Annotated in this window: 20 protein-coding genes; 12 read left to right on the plus strand and 8 right to left on the minus strand. The window is 34.8% G+C overall.

The features are described 5' to 3' along the window. Positions 1–29: 29 nt before the first annotated feature. Together AC27VX_RS16355 and AC27VX_RS16360 are read right to left on the minus strand one after the other, a co-directional pair. A complete protein-coding gene (locus AC27VX_RS16355; protein ID WP_236855806.1) occupies positions 30–389 on the minus strand; it encodes a DUF805 domain-containing protein in 360 nt (119 codons plus the stop codon). Between the two features lie 68 nt (positions 390–457). Then, complete coding sequence (locus AC27VX_RS16360) at positions 458–898, minus strand: DUF805 domain-containing protein (RefSeq protein ID WP_488696689.1); 441 nt, start codon at positions 896–898, stop codon at positions 458–460. A 75-nt stretch (positions 899–973) separates the two neighbouring features. Here AC27VX_RS16360 and AC27VX_RS16365 point away from each other — a divergent pair, with 75 nt between their 5' ends. From AC27VX_RS16365 to rimM, 5 genes are all read left to right on the plus strand, one after another. Beyond that, positions 974–1423, plus strand: a complete 450-nt coding sequence (locus AC27VX_RS16365; protein WP_236855804.1) for a GreA/GreB family elongation factor — start codon at positions 974–976, stop codon at positions 1421–1423. A 210-nt stretch (positions 1424–1633) separates the two neighbouring features. After that, positions 1634–2143, plus strand: coding sequence for a nitroreductase family protein (locus AC27VX_RS16370; RefSeq protein WP_236855803.1), 510 nt, complete (start codon positions 1634–1636; stop codon positions 2141–2143). A gap of 1 nt (position 2144) precedes the next feature. Beyond that, a complete protein-coding gene (locus AC27VX_RS16375) occupies positions 2145–2729 on the plus strand; it encodes a hypothetical protein (RefSeq protein WP_236855802.1) in 585 nt (194 codons plus the stop codon). Positions 2730–2836: 107 nt separating this feature from the next. Then, complete coding sequence (locus AC27VX_RS16380; protein ID WP_236855801.1) at positions 2837–3400, plus strand: 30S ribosomal protein S16; 564 nt, start codon at positions 2837–2839, stop codon at positions 3398–3400. Positions 3401–3414: 14 nt separating this feature from the next. After that, positions 3415–3957, plus strand: coding sequence for a ribosome maturation factor RimM (gene rimM / locus AC27VX_RS16385; RefSeq protein WP_236855800.1), 543 nt, complete (start codon positions 3415–3417; stop codon positions 3955–3957). 54 nt (positions 3958–4011) lie between these two features. Here rimM and AC27VX_RS16390 read toward each other — a convergent pair whose 3' ends face one another. From AC27VX_RS16390 to AC27VX_RS16410, 5 genes are all read right to left on the minus strand, one after another. Then, positions 4012–5661, minus strand: a complete 1650-nt coding sequence (locus AC27VX_RS16390; protein ID WP_488696693.1) for a serine hydrolase domain-containing protein — start codon at positions 5659–5661, stop codon at positions 4012–4014. An 80-nt stretch (positions 5662–5741) separates the two neighbouring features. Beyond that, positions 5742–6656: a helix-turn-helix domain-containing protein gene (locus AC27VX_RS16395; RefSeq protein WP_488696695.1), complete on the minus strand. Its 915-nt coding sequence runs from the start codon at positions 6654–6656 to the stop codon at positions 5742–5744. Between the two features lie 188 nt (positions 6657–6844). Further along, complete coding sequence (locus AC27VX_RS16400) at positions 6845–7684, minus strand: SDR family NAD(P)-dependent oxidoreductase (protein ID WP_236855797.1); 840 nt, start codon at positions 7682–7684, stop codon at positions 6845–6847. 123 nt (positions 7685–7807) lie between these two features. Continuing rightward, positions 7808–8617, minus strand: coding sequence for a helix-turn-helix transcriptional regulator (locus tag AC27VX_RS16405; protein WP_236855796.1), 810 nt, complete (start codon positions 8615–8617; stop codon positions 7808–7810). Further along, complete coding sequence (locus AC27VX_RS16410) at positions 8614–9543, minus strand: helix-turn-helix domain-containing protein (protein WP_236855795.1); 930 nt, start codon at positions 9541–9543, stop codon at positions 8614–8616. The genes AC27VX_RS16405 and AC27VX_RS16410 overlap by 4 nt, the downstream gene beginning before the upstream one ends. 105 nt (positions 9544–9648) lie before the next feature. Here AC27VX_RS16410 and AC27VX_RS16415 point away from each other — a divergent pair, with 105 nt between their 5' ends. The 7 genes from AC27VX_RS16415 to rpoN all read left to right on the plus strand — a co-directional run bounded on the left by AC27VX_RS16415 (position 9649) and on the right by rpoN (position 16672). Further along, positions 9649–10290 (plus strand): LA_2272 family surface repeat-containing protein, encoded by a 642-nt coding sequence (locus tag AC27VX_RS16415; protein WP_236855794.1) that lies wholly within the window; start codon positions 9649–9651, stop codon positions 10288–10290. A 160-nt stretch (positions 10291–10450) separates the two neighbouring features. Beyond that, on the plus strand, positions 10451–10618 hold the full coding sequence (locus AC27VX_RS16420) for a hypothetical protein (RefSeq protein ID WP_236855793.1): 168 nt from the start codon (positions 10451–10453) through the stop codon (positions 10616–10618). 29 nt (positions 10619–10647) lie between these two features. Further along, the gene (locus tag AC27VX_RS16425) at positions 10648–10770 is read left to right on the plus strand and encodes a hypothetical protein (protein WP_488696698.1); all 123 of its coding nucleotides are present in this window, start codon (positions 10648–10650) and stop codon (positions 10768–10770) included. A gap of 60 nt (positions 10771–10830) precedes the next feature. Next, positions 10831–11061 carry a hypothetical protein gene (locus AC27VX_RS16430; protein ID WP_236855792.1) on the plus strand — a complete coding sequence of 77 codons (231 nt, stop codon included), beginning with the start codon at positions 10831–10833 and terminating at the stop codon, positions 11059–11061. A 170-nt stretch (positions 11062–11231) separates the two neighbouring features. Further along, the gene (locus AC27VX_RS16435) at positions 11232–12941 is read left to right on the plus strand and encodes a helix-turn-helix domain-containing protein (protein WP_488696700.1); all 1710 of its coding nucleotides are present in this window, start codon (positions 11232–11234) and stop codon (positions 12939–12941) included. Between the two features lie 659 nt (positions 12942–13600). Further along, positions 13601–15049, plus strand: coding sequence for an asparagine--tRNA ligase (asnS, locus tag AC27VX_RS16440; protein WP_488696702.1), 1449 nt, complete (start codon positions 13601–13603; stop codon positions 15047–15049). A 159-nt stretch (positions 15050–15208) separates the two neighbouring features. Next, positions 15209–16672, plus strand: a complete 1464-nt coding sequence (gene rpoN / locus AC27VX_RS16445) for an RNA polymerase factor sigma-54 (protein WP_236855789.1) — start codon at positions 15209–15211, stop codon at positions 16670–16672. Positions 16673–16804: 132 nt separating this feature from the next. Here rpoN and AC27VX_RS16450 read toward each other — a convergent pair whose 3' ends face one another. Next, on the minus strand, positions 16805–18427 hold the full coding sequence (locus AC27VX_RS16450; RefSeq protein ID WP_236855788.1) for an AMP-binding protein: 1623 nt from the start codon (positions 18425–18427) through the stop codon (positions 16805–16807). Between the last annotated feature and the right edge of the window lie 54 nt (positions 18428–18481).

Consider the following 18481-nt stretch of genomic DNA (forward strand, 5'->3'; position numbering starts at 1 on the left):
AAGCCTTGTCAATTGACAGGGCTTATTTATTAAATTTCTTTTTTACCAATCTCATTAATCGAATTATAATTTCCTTCTCCTTTCGGGTTAGGACCGTATTCATTTGGCCCGTGATCACTGTCAGCAAATATCATCCATAATCCATAAAATGGTATCAATTGAAACCAACCGGAGTTTCCTCTGTCATGGCATCTTTTAGCACCTTGTGCAATAAGAAACCAAAGAAATGGAATAAGTAAAATAAAGAAAATTACAGCAACGGTTCCTGATGGTTCGTTATTTTGGAAATAAAGATTGAAAGGTACAGAGAGTGCAAGATAGATAAGATATGACAGTCCGTATTCTGTTCTTCTGATTCTTCCCTCAAATGAAAAGGGGGCTTTAAACATGATTTTAGTTTTTATAAATGCAAATCTAGGAACAATTTTTAAAAATGATGAAGAATTCCCTTTTTTTGTTATTTACAACTGCAGCGCTGGCAGCCACAACGTCTGCAGTGCTGTGGGTTGTGCTTCATATTACTTATTAATGCATTCTGAAAATCATCTGTTGTGGTATTGAATGTATCATTTCCTTTTCCTTTTGGATTAGGGCCATATTTATTGACTCCATAATCACTGTCGCCCAGCATCATAAAGAAGAAATAACCGGGGATAAACTGATACAGGCCGCTGTTGCCCCTGTCATGGCATCTTCTTGCCCCTTTCAGCAGAATAAAAAATAAGAAAGGGAACATACAGAGACCAACGATTCCTTTACCATCTTCTGACAGTTCATAATGTTTCTCAATTAACGTTAAAGGATAGGTGAGTGCATAAAATATAATAAGAGAAATAATATAGTGGCTCCTTGTGATTCTGCCCCTGCGGGAGAACTGATTTAAAATTCTATTGATCATTAGTTTATTTTAATATATGACGAAAATATTAATTATTATTCTAAAAATATTATCTTTATATAAAGAATCGATTGTATGGAGAAGACCGTATTTGAAAAAAGTGCTATCAGAGACTTTGTAAAAATTATCATTGCAGAGAAAATTGAGAAACTTAAAAATTTTATCGAATTTACCCTTGAGGCCAGCCGTGACATCAAAAAAACTCCAAAATATGACAGCATGAGAGAAGAAATGCAGGAGGAGATTTATCAGATGCAGCGACAGCTTGGTGCTTTGAATGATCTTAAAAGCAATATGGCAAAAGTACTCAATAAAGCTACTGAAAGAGTTCAGCTGGGGTCAATTGTTGTAACTAATAAAGCAAGGTTTTATATTTCTGTTTCATTAGGAGAGTTCTTTTTTGAAGGAGACCGGTTTTACGCGATCTCTCCTGAAAGCCCTATGTCTAAAAAAATGATGGGCATGAAAGCAGGAGATGAATTTACACTGAATAAGATTCATCAGAAAATCATAGAAGTACTTTAGTATGAATACTCTTTAATAGTGAATTTTGTTTCACAATTAAATGATGAGCGGAATAAATAATATAAACTTCAAATGTATTTGGAGTTTTCTTTTTATTTGGAACTCTTTGGTTTTTGAGCAATTATAAAGCTTATAAAAATCTTAAACGAAGGGGGAATTCTTAACATTTTAAATGAAACAGATTGAATTCCATATTGTAAATTTGCAGTTATGAACAAAGCATCAATTTTAAAAGAAATAATAGAGCAGAGAAGAAGTATTTTTCCAAAAGATTATACCGATACAGAAATTTCTCAGGAAGTTATTGATGAAATTTTACATTCGGCTACTTTAGCTCCCAATCATAAACGTACAAAACCTTGGCGTTTCAAAATATTCAAGGGAGAAGAAAAAGTAAAACTGGCTTTAGAAATGCAGACAATATACAAAGCCAGTCAGCCCGAACAGCTTTTTCTGGAGAAAAAATACAATGACATCGGTTTTAAAATCAATAAAGCAGATGTTGTAGTTTCCATCGTTGTCAACTTCAGTGGGATGGTTCCTGAATGGGAAGAAATTGCTGCAACTTCAATGGCAGTCCAGAATATGTACCTTACCTGTACCGCAAATAATGTAGGATGCTACTGGAGCTCTCCAAAGATTGTGGACCATCTTAAAGAATCTCTGACTATTGAAGAAAATCAGAAATGTTTAGGGTTATTTTATATGGGGGCTGTTTAATATGAAGAATATTTACAGAAATTATAATGAAGAAGATTTGATCATAGCTTATCTTTATATGATGGATCACACAGGTAAAATCAATGATGAAATGCATGATGTGATCAGCCAGAAGTTCAATTATAATGAATTTGTAAAGAAAGCTGAATATAGAAAAACTCTGATAAAAGAAAAGGGAAGAATTTCTTTTGAAGTTCATAACTTAGTGCAGAAAGGAGAGGGCATTGACTTTATTAGTGAAAATATTTCTTCAGGAATTATAGAAAGTAATGAATTGAAGAAATTTATTTTTGACAAGTTTAGTCATTTTTCAAAGGTAAAAGAGAACGATAAAATAGATAAGAAAACAGTTTTTAAAAGTCTTTTAGGAATTGTAATAGCCTCTGTTATCGGAATGATCTTTTTGTATTTGGTGATTGAATCCGCTGGTGGATTTTCGTTCTTTTTACTGATACCTGTTTATATCATCAACTATTTTGTGATTAGGCTGACTACAGGAAAAACGAGAGATAATCTTATTGTATTTCTGGCTGTTTTTATTTCTGTACTTATTTCTACAATATTGCCCTTTATAATGATAATTTGAAAAAATGTTAAAATATATCATATTCAAATTACCTAATTGAAAAAAATATATTATCTTTGCACTCTTAAATATTTAACTGGGACGAGTTCCCGTAAAATTCAAACATTATGTCAGTAAAAATCAGATTACAAAGACACGGTAAAAAAGGAAAACCTTTTTTCCACATCGTGGTTGCAGATTCTAGAGCAAGAAGAGATGGTAGATTCATCGAAAAACTAGGAACTTACAACCCAATTACTAACCCGGCAACTATCGAATTGAACGTTGATTCTGCTGTACAGTGGTTAAACAACGGTGCTCAGCCTACTGATACTGCTAGAGCTATCCTTTCTTACAAGGGTGCCCTTTACAAAAAACACTTACAAGGTGGTGTAGCTAAAGGTGCTTTTGATCAAGCTGAAGCTGAGAAAAGATTTAACGCTTGGTTAGAATCTAAAGAATCTAAAGTACAAGGTAAAGTAGAAGGTTTAGCACAATCTAAAGCTGATGCTAAGAAAGCTGCTTTAGACGCTGAAGTAAAAGTAAACGAAGCTAGAATTGCTGCTGCTGCACAGGTTGAAGCTGATGCTAAAGCTGCTGAAGAAGCTGCTAACGCACCTGCTGAAGAAGTTGTTGAAGCTACAGAAGGAGAAGCTCCTGCTGCTGAAACTGAAGAAAACACTGAAGCTTAAGAACAAATTCTGTTATGCGTAAAGAAGATTGCTATTTTTTAGGGAAAATCACACGCAGACACGGACTTGCGGGTAACGTGATCCTTAAATTGGATACCGACCAACCCGAGCTTTACAATAAATTGGAATCAATATTCGTTGAAATCAACGGATTATTGGTTCCGTTTTTTATTGAAAAATCATCATGGAGCAAGTTAGATGCTCTGAATCTTGCATTTAAAAATGCCACTGAGGCCATTGTAGATCAGGTTTTGGGTAAAAGTGTTTACCTGCCGCTTACTACATTACCAAAACTTTCTGGAAAACAGTTCTATTATCATGAGATCATAGGATATGATATTCTTGACGAAAATGGGAATGACTGTGGGGTAATCAGATCAGTAAACGATCAGACTGCACAGAATTATTTTATTCTTGGATTTGAAGGTAGAGAAATTGTTATTCCTCTTATCAAAGACTGGATTCTGGAAGTGAACAGAGAAGAAAGATTCATAAAAATGCAACTGCCAGAAGGCCTGATGGACGTATTTCTTGTACCATCTAAAAAAGACGAATAAACTTTGCATTAAGCAGTTTTTTCATTCGAATTTCTAGTACACTTTCCTCAAAAATTACTCATTACCCAATAATGCGGGTAAAAGATATTCCTGTACTATTTTATCAACCTGTGAATGAGCATAAGGTTTGTTATAAGCTTTTGCTGTAATGACCATTACGAAAGGAATATCCTTGAATACGATGATTTTATTCCCCCCATTACCGCTGCACTGATAAGCCTCAAAATTTTTATTTCCAACCTGGTATACTTTTCTCCAGAACAAATATCCATATCCTTCAAAGTCTTTATTATCTGTAAAGTAATTGGAGAAAGACTTATGAACCCAGCTTTTATCTAAAATTGCTTTGCCATTCCAGATTCCGTTATTTTTATAAAGCTGTCCGAATTTTGCGAAATCCAGAGCGCTCATTCGCAGTCCGCCTGCCAGAGAAGGCTTTTGCTGAGGAGTGAATTGCCATTTATATTTAGAGATTCCAAGTGGCTGGAAAAGCTTCTTGTCTGCGTAATTTTCTAACCCTTTAGGGACTGATTGGTTTATAATATCTCCCACAACGACTACTCCTGCAGTGAAATAATTCCAGTTTTCACCAATTTTATCTTCCGTCATGGGTAAGTCTAATGTGAATTGAACCCAATTATCAGTTGGATACATATTCTCTTCATTTCCGGGAGAATCGGAATTATCATCATTACCGTCAAAACCGGAACTCATAGTCAGAAGACTTTTAATGGTAACACTGTCTTTTTTAGGGCTGTAATTTTTAAATGATTTTAAATTGTAAAACTCTTTCAGACTTTGATGTTCGCTTTTAAGGTAACCTTCCTGAATAGCAATACCTGCCAGCGCAGAAGCAAATGATTTTCCTACCGATCTGGTATCCTGTAAAGAATCTCTTCCGGATTTATTAAAATATTCTTCCAGAAGAAGTTTATCATTTTTAATAACGATTATTCCTGTAATTTCTTTGAACCTCTCTTCTGCAATCTTTTTGTTTAAAAGTCTTATTTTTTCAGGGCTGAACTTGTCATCAGAAACTTTCCATCCGCTGTGTGGTTGTATGGGCTGAAGAGCAATTTGAGTTTCACTGCTACTTTTTTGGGGAACATTTAAGTTTATTTCTCCAGAAGCAATAATATTTCCTGTTTTTAATACCGAGGTTTTTAGATAAGGGCGGATCTCGATTTTTAAAATATGATTTCCACTTTGCAGTGCGTCAATTCCGTCGTGACCAAAATAAAAACGCATCCATAGATATCTTCCCCATGAATCCTCATTATTACTGCTTAAAAGAGGAATTCTAAAGGTGGTCTTGAACTTCTTATCATTCGGAATCCCTGCTCCTTTGTTAAGATTTTCCTGATAAATCATTTTTCCGTCTACGTAAAATGAAAATTGGTAATTTCCTTTTTGAAGAAGCTCATCCGCTGTTAAAGAAGGATCTAGCTGGTGCAGATAATTAACCAGGGAATTGTCCGTAAAAACGCGCAGATCGAGATTCTGACTTTCCTGGAATACCATACTTTTAAGGATGTCAGATTCCTTGAGATTTTCAATAGATATCGATTTATTAAGAAAAATGACCTTATTGATATTTTTCTTCTGGATCTGGTTTTCAATTTTATCTGCATTCACAATATCGCGGTTCTGTGCGGAGTAAAAACAAGATATGAGAACAAAGGCAAAAGTTGATGTTATTTTCATCTCAATAGAATTTCAACAAAAATAGTCAACTTTCTCATTGCAAAATAGAATGAAATTAACATGCTGTCAATTATATTCTTCTAATTAAACAGTTTCCTGAATTCTCCGGGGGACTGATTTGTTTTTTGCTTAAACAGTTTACTGAAAGATTGTGGATGCTCAAATCCCAGTTCATAAGCAATTTCGCTCACTGATAAATGCGTGGTGCTTAAACGCTCTTTGGCAGAATCTATTAACCGGTTCTGGATATGCTGCTGTGTATTTTGCTGCGTATGAATACGTAGTAAGGTCCCCAGATAATTGGGAGAAATATTCATTTGCTCGGCGATGATTTTTACAGATGGAATTCCATTTTCAAGGAGCTTTTCATTGTCAAAATATTGGGAAAGCACTTCTTCAAACTTATGCAGCAACTCATGACTTGATCTTTTTCGGGTTAGAAACTGACGTTCATAAAAACGCTCAGAGTAGATCAATAGTAATTCAATTTGTGCAATAATTAATTCCTGAGTGAATTTATCAATATTGGATTGATATTCACGTTCTATATTTTTAAAAATCTCAACGATGATTTTCTCTTCCCTATCTGAGAGAAAAAGGGCTTCCTTTACCTGGTAACTGAAAAAATCATAAGACTTTATCTTTTTAGTTAAAGATGTATTCCACAGAAAATCAGGATGTATCAGTAATAAAAATCCTGTAGGATTTACTTCAATATCCTGTTTTACTTCAAGGCTTAGGAACTGTTGTGGAGAAACAAAGCATAAAACCCCCGAATCAAAATCATATTGCTGCTGGCCATAATTGAACCTCGGATAGACATTTTTTTTCAGGCCAATCGAATAAAAATTCTGAATCCATTTCAGCTCAGCACCTTCTACAGGATAATTGACTTCGCTATAATCTATCAGACTGATGAGCGGATGATCCGGATTCGAAAGATTACAGAAAGAGTGAAAATCTGAAATAGAATTAAAACGGATTGGTTGTTTCATAATCGCTAAATTATTTAATTAATTCGAATATTGAATTGATTCTGAATGAATAAGATTTTATGTAAAGAATATTTATAAGACAAATTCTCAGTATTTTTCACTCCTTACATAAAATCTTAATAATTCATATAAGCTTTGAGTTTTTCGTTCTCTTGCTTCAATGCAAAAGGACAGCATAGAAAGGATAATTAAATCGCAGTCGAAACCGTCAGGCTTTCCCATTTCTCTGAATCTTTCTTCAGAATATCAATCTTATTATTCAGAATTTCAAGGGTTTCCACTCCCAATAACAAATGTACAGGTGGATTTTTTTCTTTACTGATCTGGATCAGTACTTCTGCAGCTTTCCCGGGATCATTAGGCTGATTTCCATTAATATCATTAAGGTGGGCTTGCTCTGAAGTTCTTGCAGCTTCGTAGGCCTGAATAGGATTGGAGGGAGTTCTCACAGAGTCTTTCGTTAAGAAATCTGTACGGAAATATCCGGGATAAACTACCGTAGCATGAACTCCGAACTCTTTGGCCTCTTCAGCCAGTGCTTCTGTAAATCCGGCAACTGCAAATTTGGTTGAACAGTAAATTCCCCAACCTGGAAAGTTAGCCGAATAACCTCCAACAGAAGAAATATTAAAGATGTTTCCAGATCCTTGCTCACGAAGATAAGGCATTGCATTTCTGATCACATTTAACGTTCCGAAAACATTAACCGCATAATTTTCTCTTGCTTCCTCATCGGTAAGTTCTTCAAGAGTCCCGATTTGTCCGTATCCTGCGTTGTTCACGACCACGTTAAGCTGTCCGAAATGTTCAACTGTTTTTTCGATGGAAGATTTTACATCATTATTATCTGTAATGTCTACACTCAGCGGCAGAAAGTTTTCAGAAGTTTCTCCAATCGTTGAAATCAAAGAATCAACAGTGCGGCTTGTTGCAGCTACCTTGAATCCTTCGGATAATAGTTTTTTAACCAATTCAAATCCTAACCCTTTGGAAGCTCCTGTTACGAGCCATACTTTTTTAGTTTCCATTTTATATTTTTTTTGCTTTAAATAGTGGTACAAAGATGGAAAGTTAAAAGAATTGAAATGTAGCCTAATCGGGGAATGATGTATCCAAATCGTGAATAACGATTTTTTTCATGTATTTTAAGTTTAGGGAATTTTTAGAAGGTTCCTGTATTTTAAGGGGGTAATCCCGATATTTTCTTTAAAACACCGGATGAAATGACTCTGATCTGCAAAGCCGCATTCTAAAGCTATATCCGTGAGAGGAGTATGCTTTCTGTTGATCAGTTCCAGAGATTTACTGATCTTCAGTTTCCTGATATATTCACCCAAATTACAGTGGAAATGCTTTTGAAAGTCTCTGCTGAGATGGATAGGATGAATATTTACGGTTTTGGACAGTTCTTTGAGGCTTATTTTTTCTGTGAAATTTTCGTGCAGGATTTCATCCACCTGGCTAACCCATAACGGTTTCTTCTCGAAGGTACTATTCCTGGGAGCCAGTTGAGAAAAAAGATTCAGCAGAAGTTCATTAGCTGCCACCTCAAAAGAAGTATCATTGAGTTTGGTTTCTTTGAAAATTTTATAAACCAGTAATTTTAATGCTGGATTTTTAATGTTGAAACTGCCTTCTGCTTTGTTTTTCTGAAGATTAAAAGCGTCAAACCAGTCTTGTGTAATTTCAATATGAAATCCCCGTGTGAAAAGATCGGGCTTAACATTATAATGTGGGTCTTCCCAATGATGATAAAGCAGGGTGCCGGGAGAACATCCGTAAATTTCTTTTTTATTGCCTTCTGTCATATGACCTTGAAGTAAAAAAGTAAAGTAAGCATTTTCATGATAATGCCAGTCTACATAAGGATGGGTATATTCTGTATCGGTGATGATCAGCCCTTCAAAATGTACGTTTTCATTAGTGAGACCAAAATATTGGCCGTTTTGAAGAGTTTTCATGATAAATCCTGTTTTAAACAGTCAATCTGCTGATACATTTTATTGAAAAATATTTTCCTCTCCCTGTTTCCGGATTCATTCAATGATTTCGAGTTTTTAATCTGATGTTCAAAATAGCTCAGAGAATCCTCACAGGTCAGTTGATCATTGGTCATCATATATCCGAACATACTGAAAGGAATAAAAAAAGAACATTGCTGCTCATTTTTAAATAGGATACTGTTATTTAAAATCACGAGATCATTTACATAAATCTGAAAATTGGATTTTTCCAGTGTCTTATTTTCAAGTTCTTGTAATAGGTGTTTCAGATCTTCAAGAATCAGATCAACATCATTACTCCTTAGCAGTCCCATTTCATAATAAAAAGAAACCTGTCTCAATGCACTCATTATTGTGGTATCATTCCATATTTCTGTAACATTCTGCTTGTCGTACAAATCTTTAAGCATTTCATTTTTCACAGAATGATACCCAAAATTAAACTCATGAAACGGGCTTAAGAATTTATCCTGATTCAATAAATTCATCCACACGTAAAACTTGAAACGGGACAAAACTGAATCTGAAATCGTATAGAAAAACGGGATGTCTTTTGCTGAATAAAATACTTTAGAATCCGTAATATTCTGAAAAACGTTTAAAATCTTAAGTGAACTTTCAAAATAGTTGAAAAGATCTTCAGTTGTTTTTACAGGCTGAGTTCTTTTGACAACCAATTGATTTTCTGTTCCCAGAAACTGATCCAGAGAGATCTGATAATATCTGGCAAGCTCCAGAGCCTCTTCAAAACTGAACTTGGCTTTCAGAGAAGTTCTCCGATGAGCCGCATCATAGCTGATGTCAAGAATATTAGCGATCTCATCATTTAAGGATTTTTCACCAATTTTTCTTCGGATTTCCTTCAGTAAAGCTTCCTGGTGCATAGTTTTGTGATTTTCACAAATGTAGTATTTTTTTTAATTTTTATTCACATTTATAAGTGTTCTTTCTGATGATAATTTTGAAATATAATTTTAAAACAATGAATTATGAAAACACGAATCTTATTATTAATGGTCCTTTTATTCCATAGTCTGGCGTATGCGTCAGATAGTTTAAAAGTAGATTCTCTGAAGCCCAGAATAGTTGCTGCTTCTCCTTCAAAGAATATCAGAAACGTCAATGGAATTCTTTTCAAATATTTCGATGAAGAGGAGAATTTTACGCCTAAAAAAGTAAATGGGCTGGGTATGGGTTTCAATATTATTGGAGTTTTTCTTCCACCGCTTATGCTTGTTAGTTTACCATCAGTACAAGGTTGGGACCTTGATAATGATTATGCTGTTATTTCCAGACAAAAAATGAACAGAATTAATGGAGTACAGCTGTCACTCATCAATATGGAGCCTACTGTCACCAATGGGTTAGAGATTAATGTTTCCAGTAATATCAGTACGTATGCTGTTACAAATGGAGTTTCTGTTTCGCCGTTTTTCAACCTGCATCACGAGATGAACGGGGTTTCTGTGGCATCTTTTGCTAATGTAGGGCAAAAATGCAGGGGAGTTCAGATTGGATTGTATAATAAATGTAAGGATTTCAGAGGAATACAGATCGGGATGTGGAATGAGAACGGAAAGAGAAAATTGCCTCTGATCAACTGGAATTTTAAGAAACAGAAGACAAAATAAAGAGTTATGAAAAGATTTGTTTTAGAAATTACCATGTTCCTATACAGCTTTGTGAGAGATCAGTTTGAAGAAATAAAAGAAAAAAGGTCTGCTGAAAAAGATGAACCTGCTTTTAGCTGAAAAATAATTGAATTATGAAAAATTATAAACTGATAGTAGTATGGATATTGTTGTCCGGAAGGTTTTTTCACAAAATACAGAAAATGACACATTGGAAACCAACAGAAAAGAGCCTTTTGACTATAAACAATATTATGATTGTGATTACGGTGAAGGAAATGTTTTAATTGTTATCAGGAAAGGAAAAACATTTACAGACCTTAGCTGAAGAAATCCAAAACTGGTTTTGCCTTGAAAATGGAAGCAATATACAGTATGGAATTTAATGATGGGAAAAGATATGAAACGAGTGTGTTGAAAAATATTACTCATGACAGTATTTCAATGATTAATTTTTTTAACGAAAATGCGGCTGCATAGGCAGGAAAACCGTTTTCATTGATTGTCTATCCTCTTTCATCCCTAAAGTATATTCGTTTTATGGATGACAGGATGCTGTCTATGTACACTAAGAAAAATATTCAGAAGAATTATGATTTAATAGTGAAGAAAATGGATCATGCAAAAATGTGCCCTGCCGTACTGGATTTCAAAGATAGAAACGGTGAGACCAAGGTCTGTCATTTCTATCTGCCGAGCCAGGGATATGATCTTCTTTACGAAGACAGAGGTAAGGTATATTACGTAGAAGGAAAAGTACAATGGGAATGATTTTTGAAGAGCGTACAACTCCATGCTGTATGCTCTTTTTATAATTTTATCAGGATTAATTTTAATGCAAAGACTGATCAATACAAGAAAAAATAAAAAGAGAAATGAATGTACTGAATAAAAATAATATTTTTGTAAGATAGCCTGAATAAGTGATGAAAATAAATTATTTGATCCTATTATTAATTGTGTGTAACATATTCCAAGCACAAACCAATAATATAGAAAAGGGCCTTTCTGAAAAAAGGACTTATCAGGAATTGGAAAAGGAATTCTATAACGGAAAAACCTGGGATGTTGGGAGTAAACGTAACATCGCAAAATATTACCTGAAAAAAGCCAAACTGGAGAAAAATAACACCCACATTGCTGAAGGTTATGTGATGATGCACTTTGATGAAACCTTACCCAATGCCTTAAAATATATTGACAGTCTTCAGCTGATCACCAAAAATTCCACAGAAAATTATTACCCTGCAAGAATCTATCTATTAAGAGGCAATCTGAATTTGAGATTTGACAACCTTCAGGCTGCCCTCAATAATTATATCTTAGGTCTAAAATATGCCAAAGAGAAAAGAAATAAAAAGCAGATTGCCATGGCGCATATCAGTATTGCTTCTCTGAATAATTATATCGGGAAGCACGCTGAAACAGCTAAAACTTTTAGACACTATTTATATAATGCTGATTATCTGGATGAAACTGAACATGATAACCTGAGGTTCAACTTAGCGGATGCCTATATAGAAATTAATAAAATGGATTCTGCATATACATTAATACAGGAGGGTTTGCAGTCTTCTAAAAAAAATGATAATGTATATGCCTATCATCAAAATTTGGGACTACTGGGCTATTATAACCTGCAATTAAAAAATTATCAAATGGCCATTGATAATTTGCTTCAGTGCCAAAAATATTTCTTTACCACCTATAACCCAAGTAAGAGAAACGAGAATTATACCCTTTTAAACTTAGGAAAATCCTATGCAGGGCTTCAGGAAAAAGATAAAGCGATAACCTGTTTTAGAAAGATAGATTCTATGGTTTTTAAAACCCATTATGTATATCCGGAGCTTAGAGAGGTGTACACCTATCTTATCAATTATTATAAAAGTAATAATGATAAAGAAAATCAGCTGTACTACGTCGAACGCTTTTTAGAAGTTGATCAGATTCTTGACACCCAGTTCAGGTATATATCCCGGGAACTTCCCAGGCGCTATGATGCCCCTAAGCTGGAATTGGAAAAAGAACTGATATCCAACGAACTTAAATATAGAAAATCACTTTTTTATATTGTTATCAGTTTATTATTGATATCACACCTGCTGTTTATCAACTTTTATTTTAAATACAAAAAATCCGAAAAGAAGTATAAAAAGATTGCTCAGGACCTTATACAGTCTGTGAGTGAAAATAGAGTCAGTGAAGATATTGAATTAAAGAATAGAGCATTGCCCAATAATCTGCCGGTGGAGGATGCAGAAAATACATCTTCCAAAATAATTTCCGAAGATATCGTTCAGAATATTTTAAAAGAACTTGAAGTCTTCGAAAGTAAAGATCAGTTTTTAAACAAGGGAATCACACTAGGGAGTTTGGCAAAAAAAATAAAAACCAATTCCAGATACCTGTCCGAAACTATCAATACTTACAAAGGGAAAAATTTTGCAACTTACCTTAATGACCTCCGTATTGATTATGCCATCAGCAGATTGGCCAGTGACAGAAAATTTAGGTCTTACAAGTTACCTTTTATCGCCGAAGAATTAGGCTATAATAACGAGCAGGCTTTCACTTTAGCCTTTAAAAAACGAACAGGAACACCCCTTTCTGTCTATCTGAAAGAAATTGAAAATATAAAGTCGATTTAGATTTAATTTACTTTATATCAATTGTTTAAATAATGTAAATTCATGATTTTATGTCTATAAATTTATGAATTTATAGACTATTTACTTGTTTCAATATTCTCTTTTGCCGCATCTTTGCTTCAGAGGTAAAAACACAATTATCATATTTTGTATGTGCACATTACAAGATGAAGAGAAGCCAAATGCGAATCAAGTTGGAAATGTTTAATAATTAGAAAAATTGACTGATGTAATTCATAAAGTAATTATTCAGAAAAGTTAGAAACGTAGAAGTAATGATCATTTAAAAAAACACAAAGTAATTAAAGCAAAATTCACAAAATACATTCGGAATATAAAAAAGTATCACTTAAAACTAATAACCATTTCTATACATTAAAAACTATTCCATGAAAACTCAGAATAAATTTATTTATTCTTTTTAAAAGTGATAAGATGAGTGTATTCAGTTCAAATTTATGTAGATTTTTAGATCCCATAGAATTGAAATTAAACTATAAAAGTGAAGGAGGATCAGCAGCTGAAAAAGATAGTTTTCTTGAACTGGAAGTTTAAATACTTGATAAATGATTTTTAAAGACGGCGTAACCATTAAGTTGCGCTGTTTTTTTGTAACTTTGCCAACATTAATTTTTACATAAAAAATTTATCATCAACAAATGAAAAAGCAAACGATTAAAGAAGTCCTACAGGACTACAAAAAAGTATTACATCATGACATTACAGTATACGGATGGGTAAGATCTTTCCGTGCCAATCGCTTTATAGCACTTAATGATGGTTCTACGATTAATAATTTGCAGATAGTTGTTGACTTTGAAAATTTTGACAAAGAAATTATCGGTAAGATAAGTACTGCAGCTTCTCTAAAGATTATTGGTGAAGTGGTAGAAAGTCAGGGAGCAGGGCAAACTGTAGAAATTGTTGCTAAAAAAATTATTATTTTAGGGGATAACTTCACGGAAGACAGGGATAAAACGATTTTACAGCCGAAAAAACACTCATTAGAGGTTTTAAGAGAGCAGGCGCATTTAAGATTCAGAACCAACCTGTTTGGTGCTATTTTCAGAGTACGTCACGCAGTCAGCTTTGCTGTTCATTCATTCTTCAACAAAAATCAGTTTTTCTATATCAACACACCGGTAATTACGGGAGCAGATGCAGAAGGGGCAGGAGAGATGTTTGGGGTAACCAACTTCGATCTGAATAATATGCCGAGAACCGAAGATGGAGAGATTGATTTTGCTCAGGATTTCTTTGGAAAGAAGACCAACCTTACTGTTTCAGGACAGCTGGAAGGAGAAACTGCAGCAATGGGATTAGGAAGAATCTATACATTCGGACCTACTTTCCGTGCTGAAAATTCAAACACAACAAGACACCTTGCTGAATTCTGGATGATTGAGCCGGAAGTAGCATTCAACAATCTTGAAGACAATATCGACCTTGCGGAAGATTTCTTAAAATATGTAATTCAGTATGTATTGGATAACTGCAAAGATGATCTTGATTTCTTAGACAATCGTTTTGCAGAAGAACAGAAAACAAAACCGGAAAAAGAAAGAGCAAAAGAAGGTCTTATCGAAAAGCTTCAGAATGTAGTTGCTAAACGTTTTAAACGTGTAAGCTATACAGAAGCAATCGAGATTTTACTGAACTCTAAAGAAAACAAAAAAGGAAAATTTGTTTACCCTATTGAAGAATGGGGAACTGACCTTCAGTCTGAGCATGAAAGATATCTTGTAGAAAAACACTTTGAAAGCCCGGTAGTCTTATTTGACTATCCGAAAGAAATCAAAGCTTTCTATATGAAACTGAACGATGACAATAAGACCGTTGCCGCAATGGATGTATTGTTCCCGGGTATCGGAGAAATCATCGGAGGATCAGAAAGAGAAGCAAGATTAGATGTATTAAAACAGAAAATGGCAGATATGCATGTAGATGAGCACGAACTTTGGTGGTATCTTGATACCCGAAAATTTGGTTCTGTACCTCATGCAGGCTTCGGTTTAGGGTTAGAAAGACTTGTTCTTTTTGTAACGGGAATGACAAACATCAGGGATGTAATTCCTTTCCCAAGAACGCCGAAAAGCGCTGAATTCTAGAGTAATAAAAAAAAGCCTTATCTGATGATGAAGGCTTTTTTTATTTTTTAGTAGTTTATTATGTAAGGAGTATAATGCAAAAATCATGCTAAATGTATTTTTTATCAAATAAATTTATTAAATTCGTAGAATATGTTATGTTAAAACGCAAATAAGAATATGCTTAAACAACACTTACAACTCAAATTAGGACAGAAGCTGGCCCCTCAGCAGATCCAGTTGATGAAGCTTATTCAGCTTCATACTCTTGAATTTGAAGAGGAGTTGGAGAGAGAGTTAGAAGAAAACCCTGCTTTGGAAATTGCCAAAGAGGATTCTAAAGAAGATGAGTATTCTTCTTTGGAGGACGCTTATCAGGATGAAGGTACAGAAAGTATTGAAACGGATTTCGACGTTAATGATTATATCTATGACGATGAACCAGGCTATAAAACCGCATCCAGCAACTACTCTCCGGATGATGAAGAGTTTGACAATGAGAGTCTCTTGACAGAAGGACAGTCGTTATATGATTATTTGATGGAGCAGATCCATTTGGTAAATATCAATAATGAGGATCTGAAAATTGCAGAATACCTTATCGGAAACTTAGATACAGACGGATATCTGAGAAGAGAGATCAAATCTATTGTAGACGATCTGGCTTTCTCACAGGGAATTTATACCACCAAAGAAAAAATTGAAGATATCCTTGAGAACTATGTTCAGAAACTGGACCCGTCAGGAGTAGGAGCAAGAGGATTACAGGAATGTTTACTGTTGCAGATCGAGAAGAAAGTAAGCTCTGATAAAGCAGTTTCTCTGGCCGCCAATATTTTAAGAAATCAGTTTGATGCTTTGACAAATAAGCATTATAACAAGATTATTCAGAAATATGATATTGAAGAAGAAGATCTTAAAGATGCTCTTGATGAAATCTCTAAGTTATCACCTAAAGTAGGCGGGAACTTTGATACACAGACGATTACAATTAATCAGGAAATCATTCCGGATTTTGTAATTCAGGTGAAAGACGGTATGGTAATTCCAATGCTTAACAGTAAAAATGCACCTACCTTAAGAGTTTCTGAAGAATATAAAGACATTCTAACAACTTATTCTCATGATAAAAATTCATCAGAGCATAAGCAGGCAGCACTATTTATCAAACAAAAACTGGATGCGGCAAAATGGTATATCGATGCTATTAATCAGCGTCAGAATACCTTATTACAGACGATTACAGCTATTGTGAAGTTCCAGAAAGATTATTTCATCACGGGAGACGAAAAATCACTGAAACCAATGATCTTAAAAGATATTGCAGATATTACAGGATTTGATATCTCAACGATTTCAAGAGTTGTAAAAAGTAAATATGCAGATACCCCTAATGGTATTGTATATCTTAAAGATTTATTCTCAGACAGCTTAACGAATGATGATGGAGAAGAGGTTTCTACCAAAGAGATCAAAACTCACCTTCAGGAAGTAATCAGTAAAGAGAATAAGAGGAAACCACTCACAGATGATGCCTTAGTGGTCATTTTAAAAGAACAGGGGTATAATATTGCAAGAAGAACGATTGCAAAATATCGTGAACAGCTTAATATTCCTGTCGCAAGATTAAGAAAAGAACTTTAAAGTATAGAAAGAGAAAAAGCATTTCAATCTGAAATGCTTTTTTGTTTTTTTACAGGTTAAAAAGTGCAAATGCCGCTGGTAAAGCCTTCGTTTACTATTCTTAAACGCGTATCAGTACTTTATGCAGAGGGGCTAGACTTTATTAATTTCCATTCCGAGTTCTTTCATAGAAATTTCCCGCATTTCCACTTTTCTTATCTTTCCGGAAATCGTCATAGGAAACTCATCTACAAATTTCCAGTATTTTGGTACTTTATAATGGGCAATTCTTCCTTTACAGTATTCCTCAAGTTCTTCTTTCGTAAGGGTGAATCCTTTCCTCACTTTTACCCAGGCCATCACTTCCTCTCCAAACTTTTCACTTGGAACTCCGATGATCTGAACATCCAGAATGTTGGTATACGTGTAAAGAAAATCCTCAATTTCCTTAGGTGAGATGTTTTCTCCACCCCGGATAATAAGGTCTTTAATCCTGCCGGAAATCGTAATATATCCATTTTTGTCCATGACAGCCATATCTCCGGTATGCATCCAGCGGGCATCATCCAGTACTTTTCTTGTATTTTCAGGATCATTCCAGTATTTCAGCATCACAGAGTAGCCTCTTGTACACAGCTCACCATGTTCACCGCGTTCAAGGATTCTGCCGTTTTCATCAATAATTTTTATTTCCAGATGATCCTGAACAGTTCCTACAGTACTGACCTGCTTTTCCAGCGGTGTTCCAATCAGTGTCTGGGTAGACACGGGTGAGGTTTCTGTCATCCCATAGCAGATGCTCATTTCCTTAATGTTCATAAGATTCTCCACCTTTTTCATGATTTCCGGTGGGCAGACAGATCCTGCCATCACTCCGGTTCTTAAGCTTGAAAAATCATAGGTGTTGAAATTCTTTACAGCCAGTTCAGCGATAAACATCGTGGGAACACCATATAAAGAAGTACATTTCTCGTCTGAAACAGCTTTTAATGTAATTTCCGGATCAAAACTGTCATTAGGAATTACCATACAGGCACCATGGGCAGTGCAGCACATATTTCCAATCACCATTCCAAAGCAGTGATAAAAAGGAACAGGAATACATACACGGTCTTTCTCTGTATATTTCAATCTTACACCGATGAAGTAGCCGTTGTTTAAAATATTATGATGAGAAAGAGTAACCCCTTTTGGGAAACCCGTAGTTCCTGAGGTATATTGAATGTTAACAGGATCGTCAAACTGTACATGCTCCTCAAAACTGTGAAGAACTTCATCCGAAATTTCCTGTCCGTTGTTGACAAATTCTTCCCAGTTATCATCGAAGAATATTTCATGCTTCAAAGTGGGGCATACTTCTTTTGCATATTCCACCATTTCCCTATAGTTGCTGGTTTTAAAATGTAAAGAAGAAAAAATAAAACGAATTCCGGACTGATTGATTACATAAGTCAGTTCATGAGTTCGGTAGGCAGGGTTGATATTAACTAAAATACTTCCTATCCTGGCAGTAGCATATTGAAGAAGGACCCATTCATAACGATTGGAAGCCCAGATTCCGATTCTGTCACCTGCTTTTGCCCCTAAAAATAAGAGAGCTTTGGCCACAGCAGTGGTCTGATTATAAAATTCCTGATAAGTAGCTCTGTAATTCTGGTGAACGGAGACTAACGCTTCCTGATGGGGATATTTTTCGACAGTACATTTAAGATTTCCTCCAATGGTCTGTCCTAATAATGGAACCTCTGATGTTCCATAAACATAAGATAAGGGCATAGTTTAAGATTTGGTGGAATAAAATTAATAATTATATCCTGAACTACGCCTATG

The organism is Chryseobacterium sp. 14P4.3.2 (genome assembly GCF_057799275.1).

What these genes read in the sequence shown, in the direction of transcription:
- AC27VX_RS16355 (WP_236855806.1), bottom strand. Translation starts at nt 389, where the DNA reads ATGTTTAAAGCCCCCTTTTCATTTGAGGGAAGAATCAGAAGAACAGAA.
- AC27VX_RS16360 (WP_488696689.1), bottom strand. Translation starts at nt 898, where the DNA reads ATGATCAATAGAATTTTAAATCAGTTCTCCCGCAGGGGCAGAATCACA.
- AC27VX_RS16365 (WP_236855804.1), top strand. Translation starts at nt 974, where the DNA reads ATGGAGAAGACCGTATTTGAAAAAAGTGCTATCAGAGACTTTGTAAAA.
- AC27VX_RS16370 (WP_236855803.1), top strand. Translation starts at nt 1,634, where the DNA reads ATGAACAAAGCATCAATTTTAAAAGAAATAATAGAGCAGAGAAGAAGT.
- AC27VX_RS16375 (WP_236855802.1), top strand. Translation starts at nt 2,145, where the DNA reads ATGAAGAATATTTACAGAAATTATAATGAAGAAGATTTGATCATAGCT.
- AC27VX_RS16380 (WP_236855801.1), top strand. Translation starts at nt 2,837, where the DNA reads ATGTCAGTAAAAATCAGATTACAAAGACACGGTAAAAAAGGAAAACCT.
- rimM (WP_236855800.1), top strand. Translation starts at nt 3,415, where the DNA reads ATGCGTAAAGAAGATTGCTATTTTTTAGGGAAAATCACACGCAGACAC.
- AC27VX_RS16390 (WP_488696693.1), bottom strand. Translation starts at nt 5,661, where the DNA reads ATGAAAATAACATCAACTTTTGCCTTTGTTCTCATATCTTGTTTTTAC.
- AC27VX_RS16395 (WP_488696695.1), bottom strand. Translation starts at nt 6,656, where the DNA reads ATGAAACAACCAATCCGTTTTAATTCTATTTCAGATTTTCACTCTTTC.
- AC27VX_RS16400 (WP_236855797.1), bottom strand. Translation starts at nt 7,684, where the DNA reads ATGGAAACTAAAAAAGTATGGCTCGTAACAGGAGCTTCCAAAGGGTTA.
- AC27VX_RS16405 (WP_236855796.1), bottom strand. Translation starts at nt 8,617, where the DNA reads ATGAAAACTCTTCAAAACGGCCAATATTTTGGTCTCACTAATGAAAAC.
- AC27VX_RS16410 (WP_236855795.1), bottom strand. Translation starts at nt 9,543, where the DNA reads ATGCACCAGGAAGCTTTACTGAAGGAAATCCGAAGAAAAATTGGTGAA.
- AC27VX_RS16415 (WP_236855794.1), top strand. Translation starts at nt 9,649, where the DNA reads ATGAAAACACGAATCTTATTATTAATGGTCCTTTTATTCCATAGTCTG.
- AC27VX_RS16420 (WP_236855793.1), top strand. Translation starts at nt 10,451, where the DNA reads ATGGATATTGTTGTCCGGAAGGTTTTTTCACAAAATACAGAAAATGAC.
- AC27VX_RS16425 (WP_488696698.1), top strand. Translation starts at nt 10,648, where the DNA reads ATGGAAGCAATATACAGTATGGAATTTAATGATGGGAAAAGATATGAA.
- AC27VX_RS16430 (WP_236855792.1), top strand. Translation starts at nt 10,831, where the DNA reads ATGGATGACAGGATGCTGTCTATGTACACTAAGAAAAATATTCAGAAG.
- asnS (WP_488696702.1), top strand. Translation starts at nt 13,601, where the DNA reads ATGAAAAAGCAAACGATTAAAGAAGTCCTACAGGACTACAAAAAAGTA.
- rpoN (WP_236855789.1), top strand. Translation starts at nt 15,209, where the DNA reads ATGCTTAAACAACACTTACAACTCAAATTAGGACAGAAGCTGGCCCCT.
- AC27VX_RS16450 (WP_236855788.1), bottom strand. Translation starts at nt 18,427, where the DNA reads ATGCCCTTATCTTATGTTTATGGAACATCAGAGGTTCCATTATTAGGA.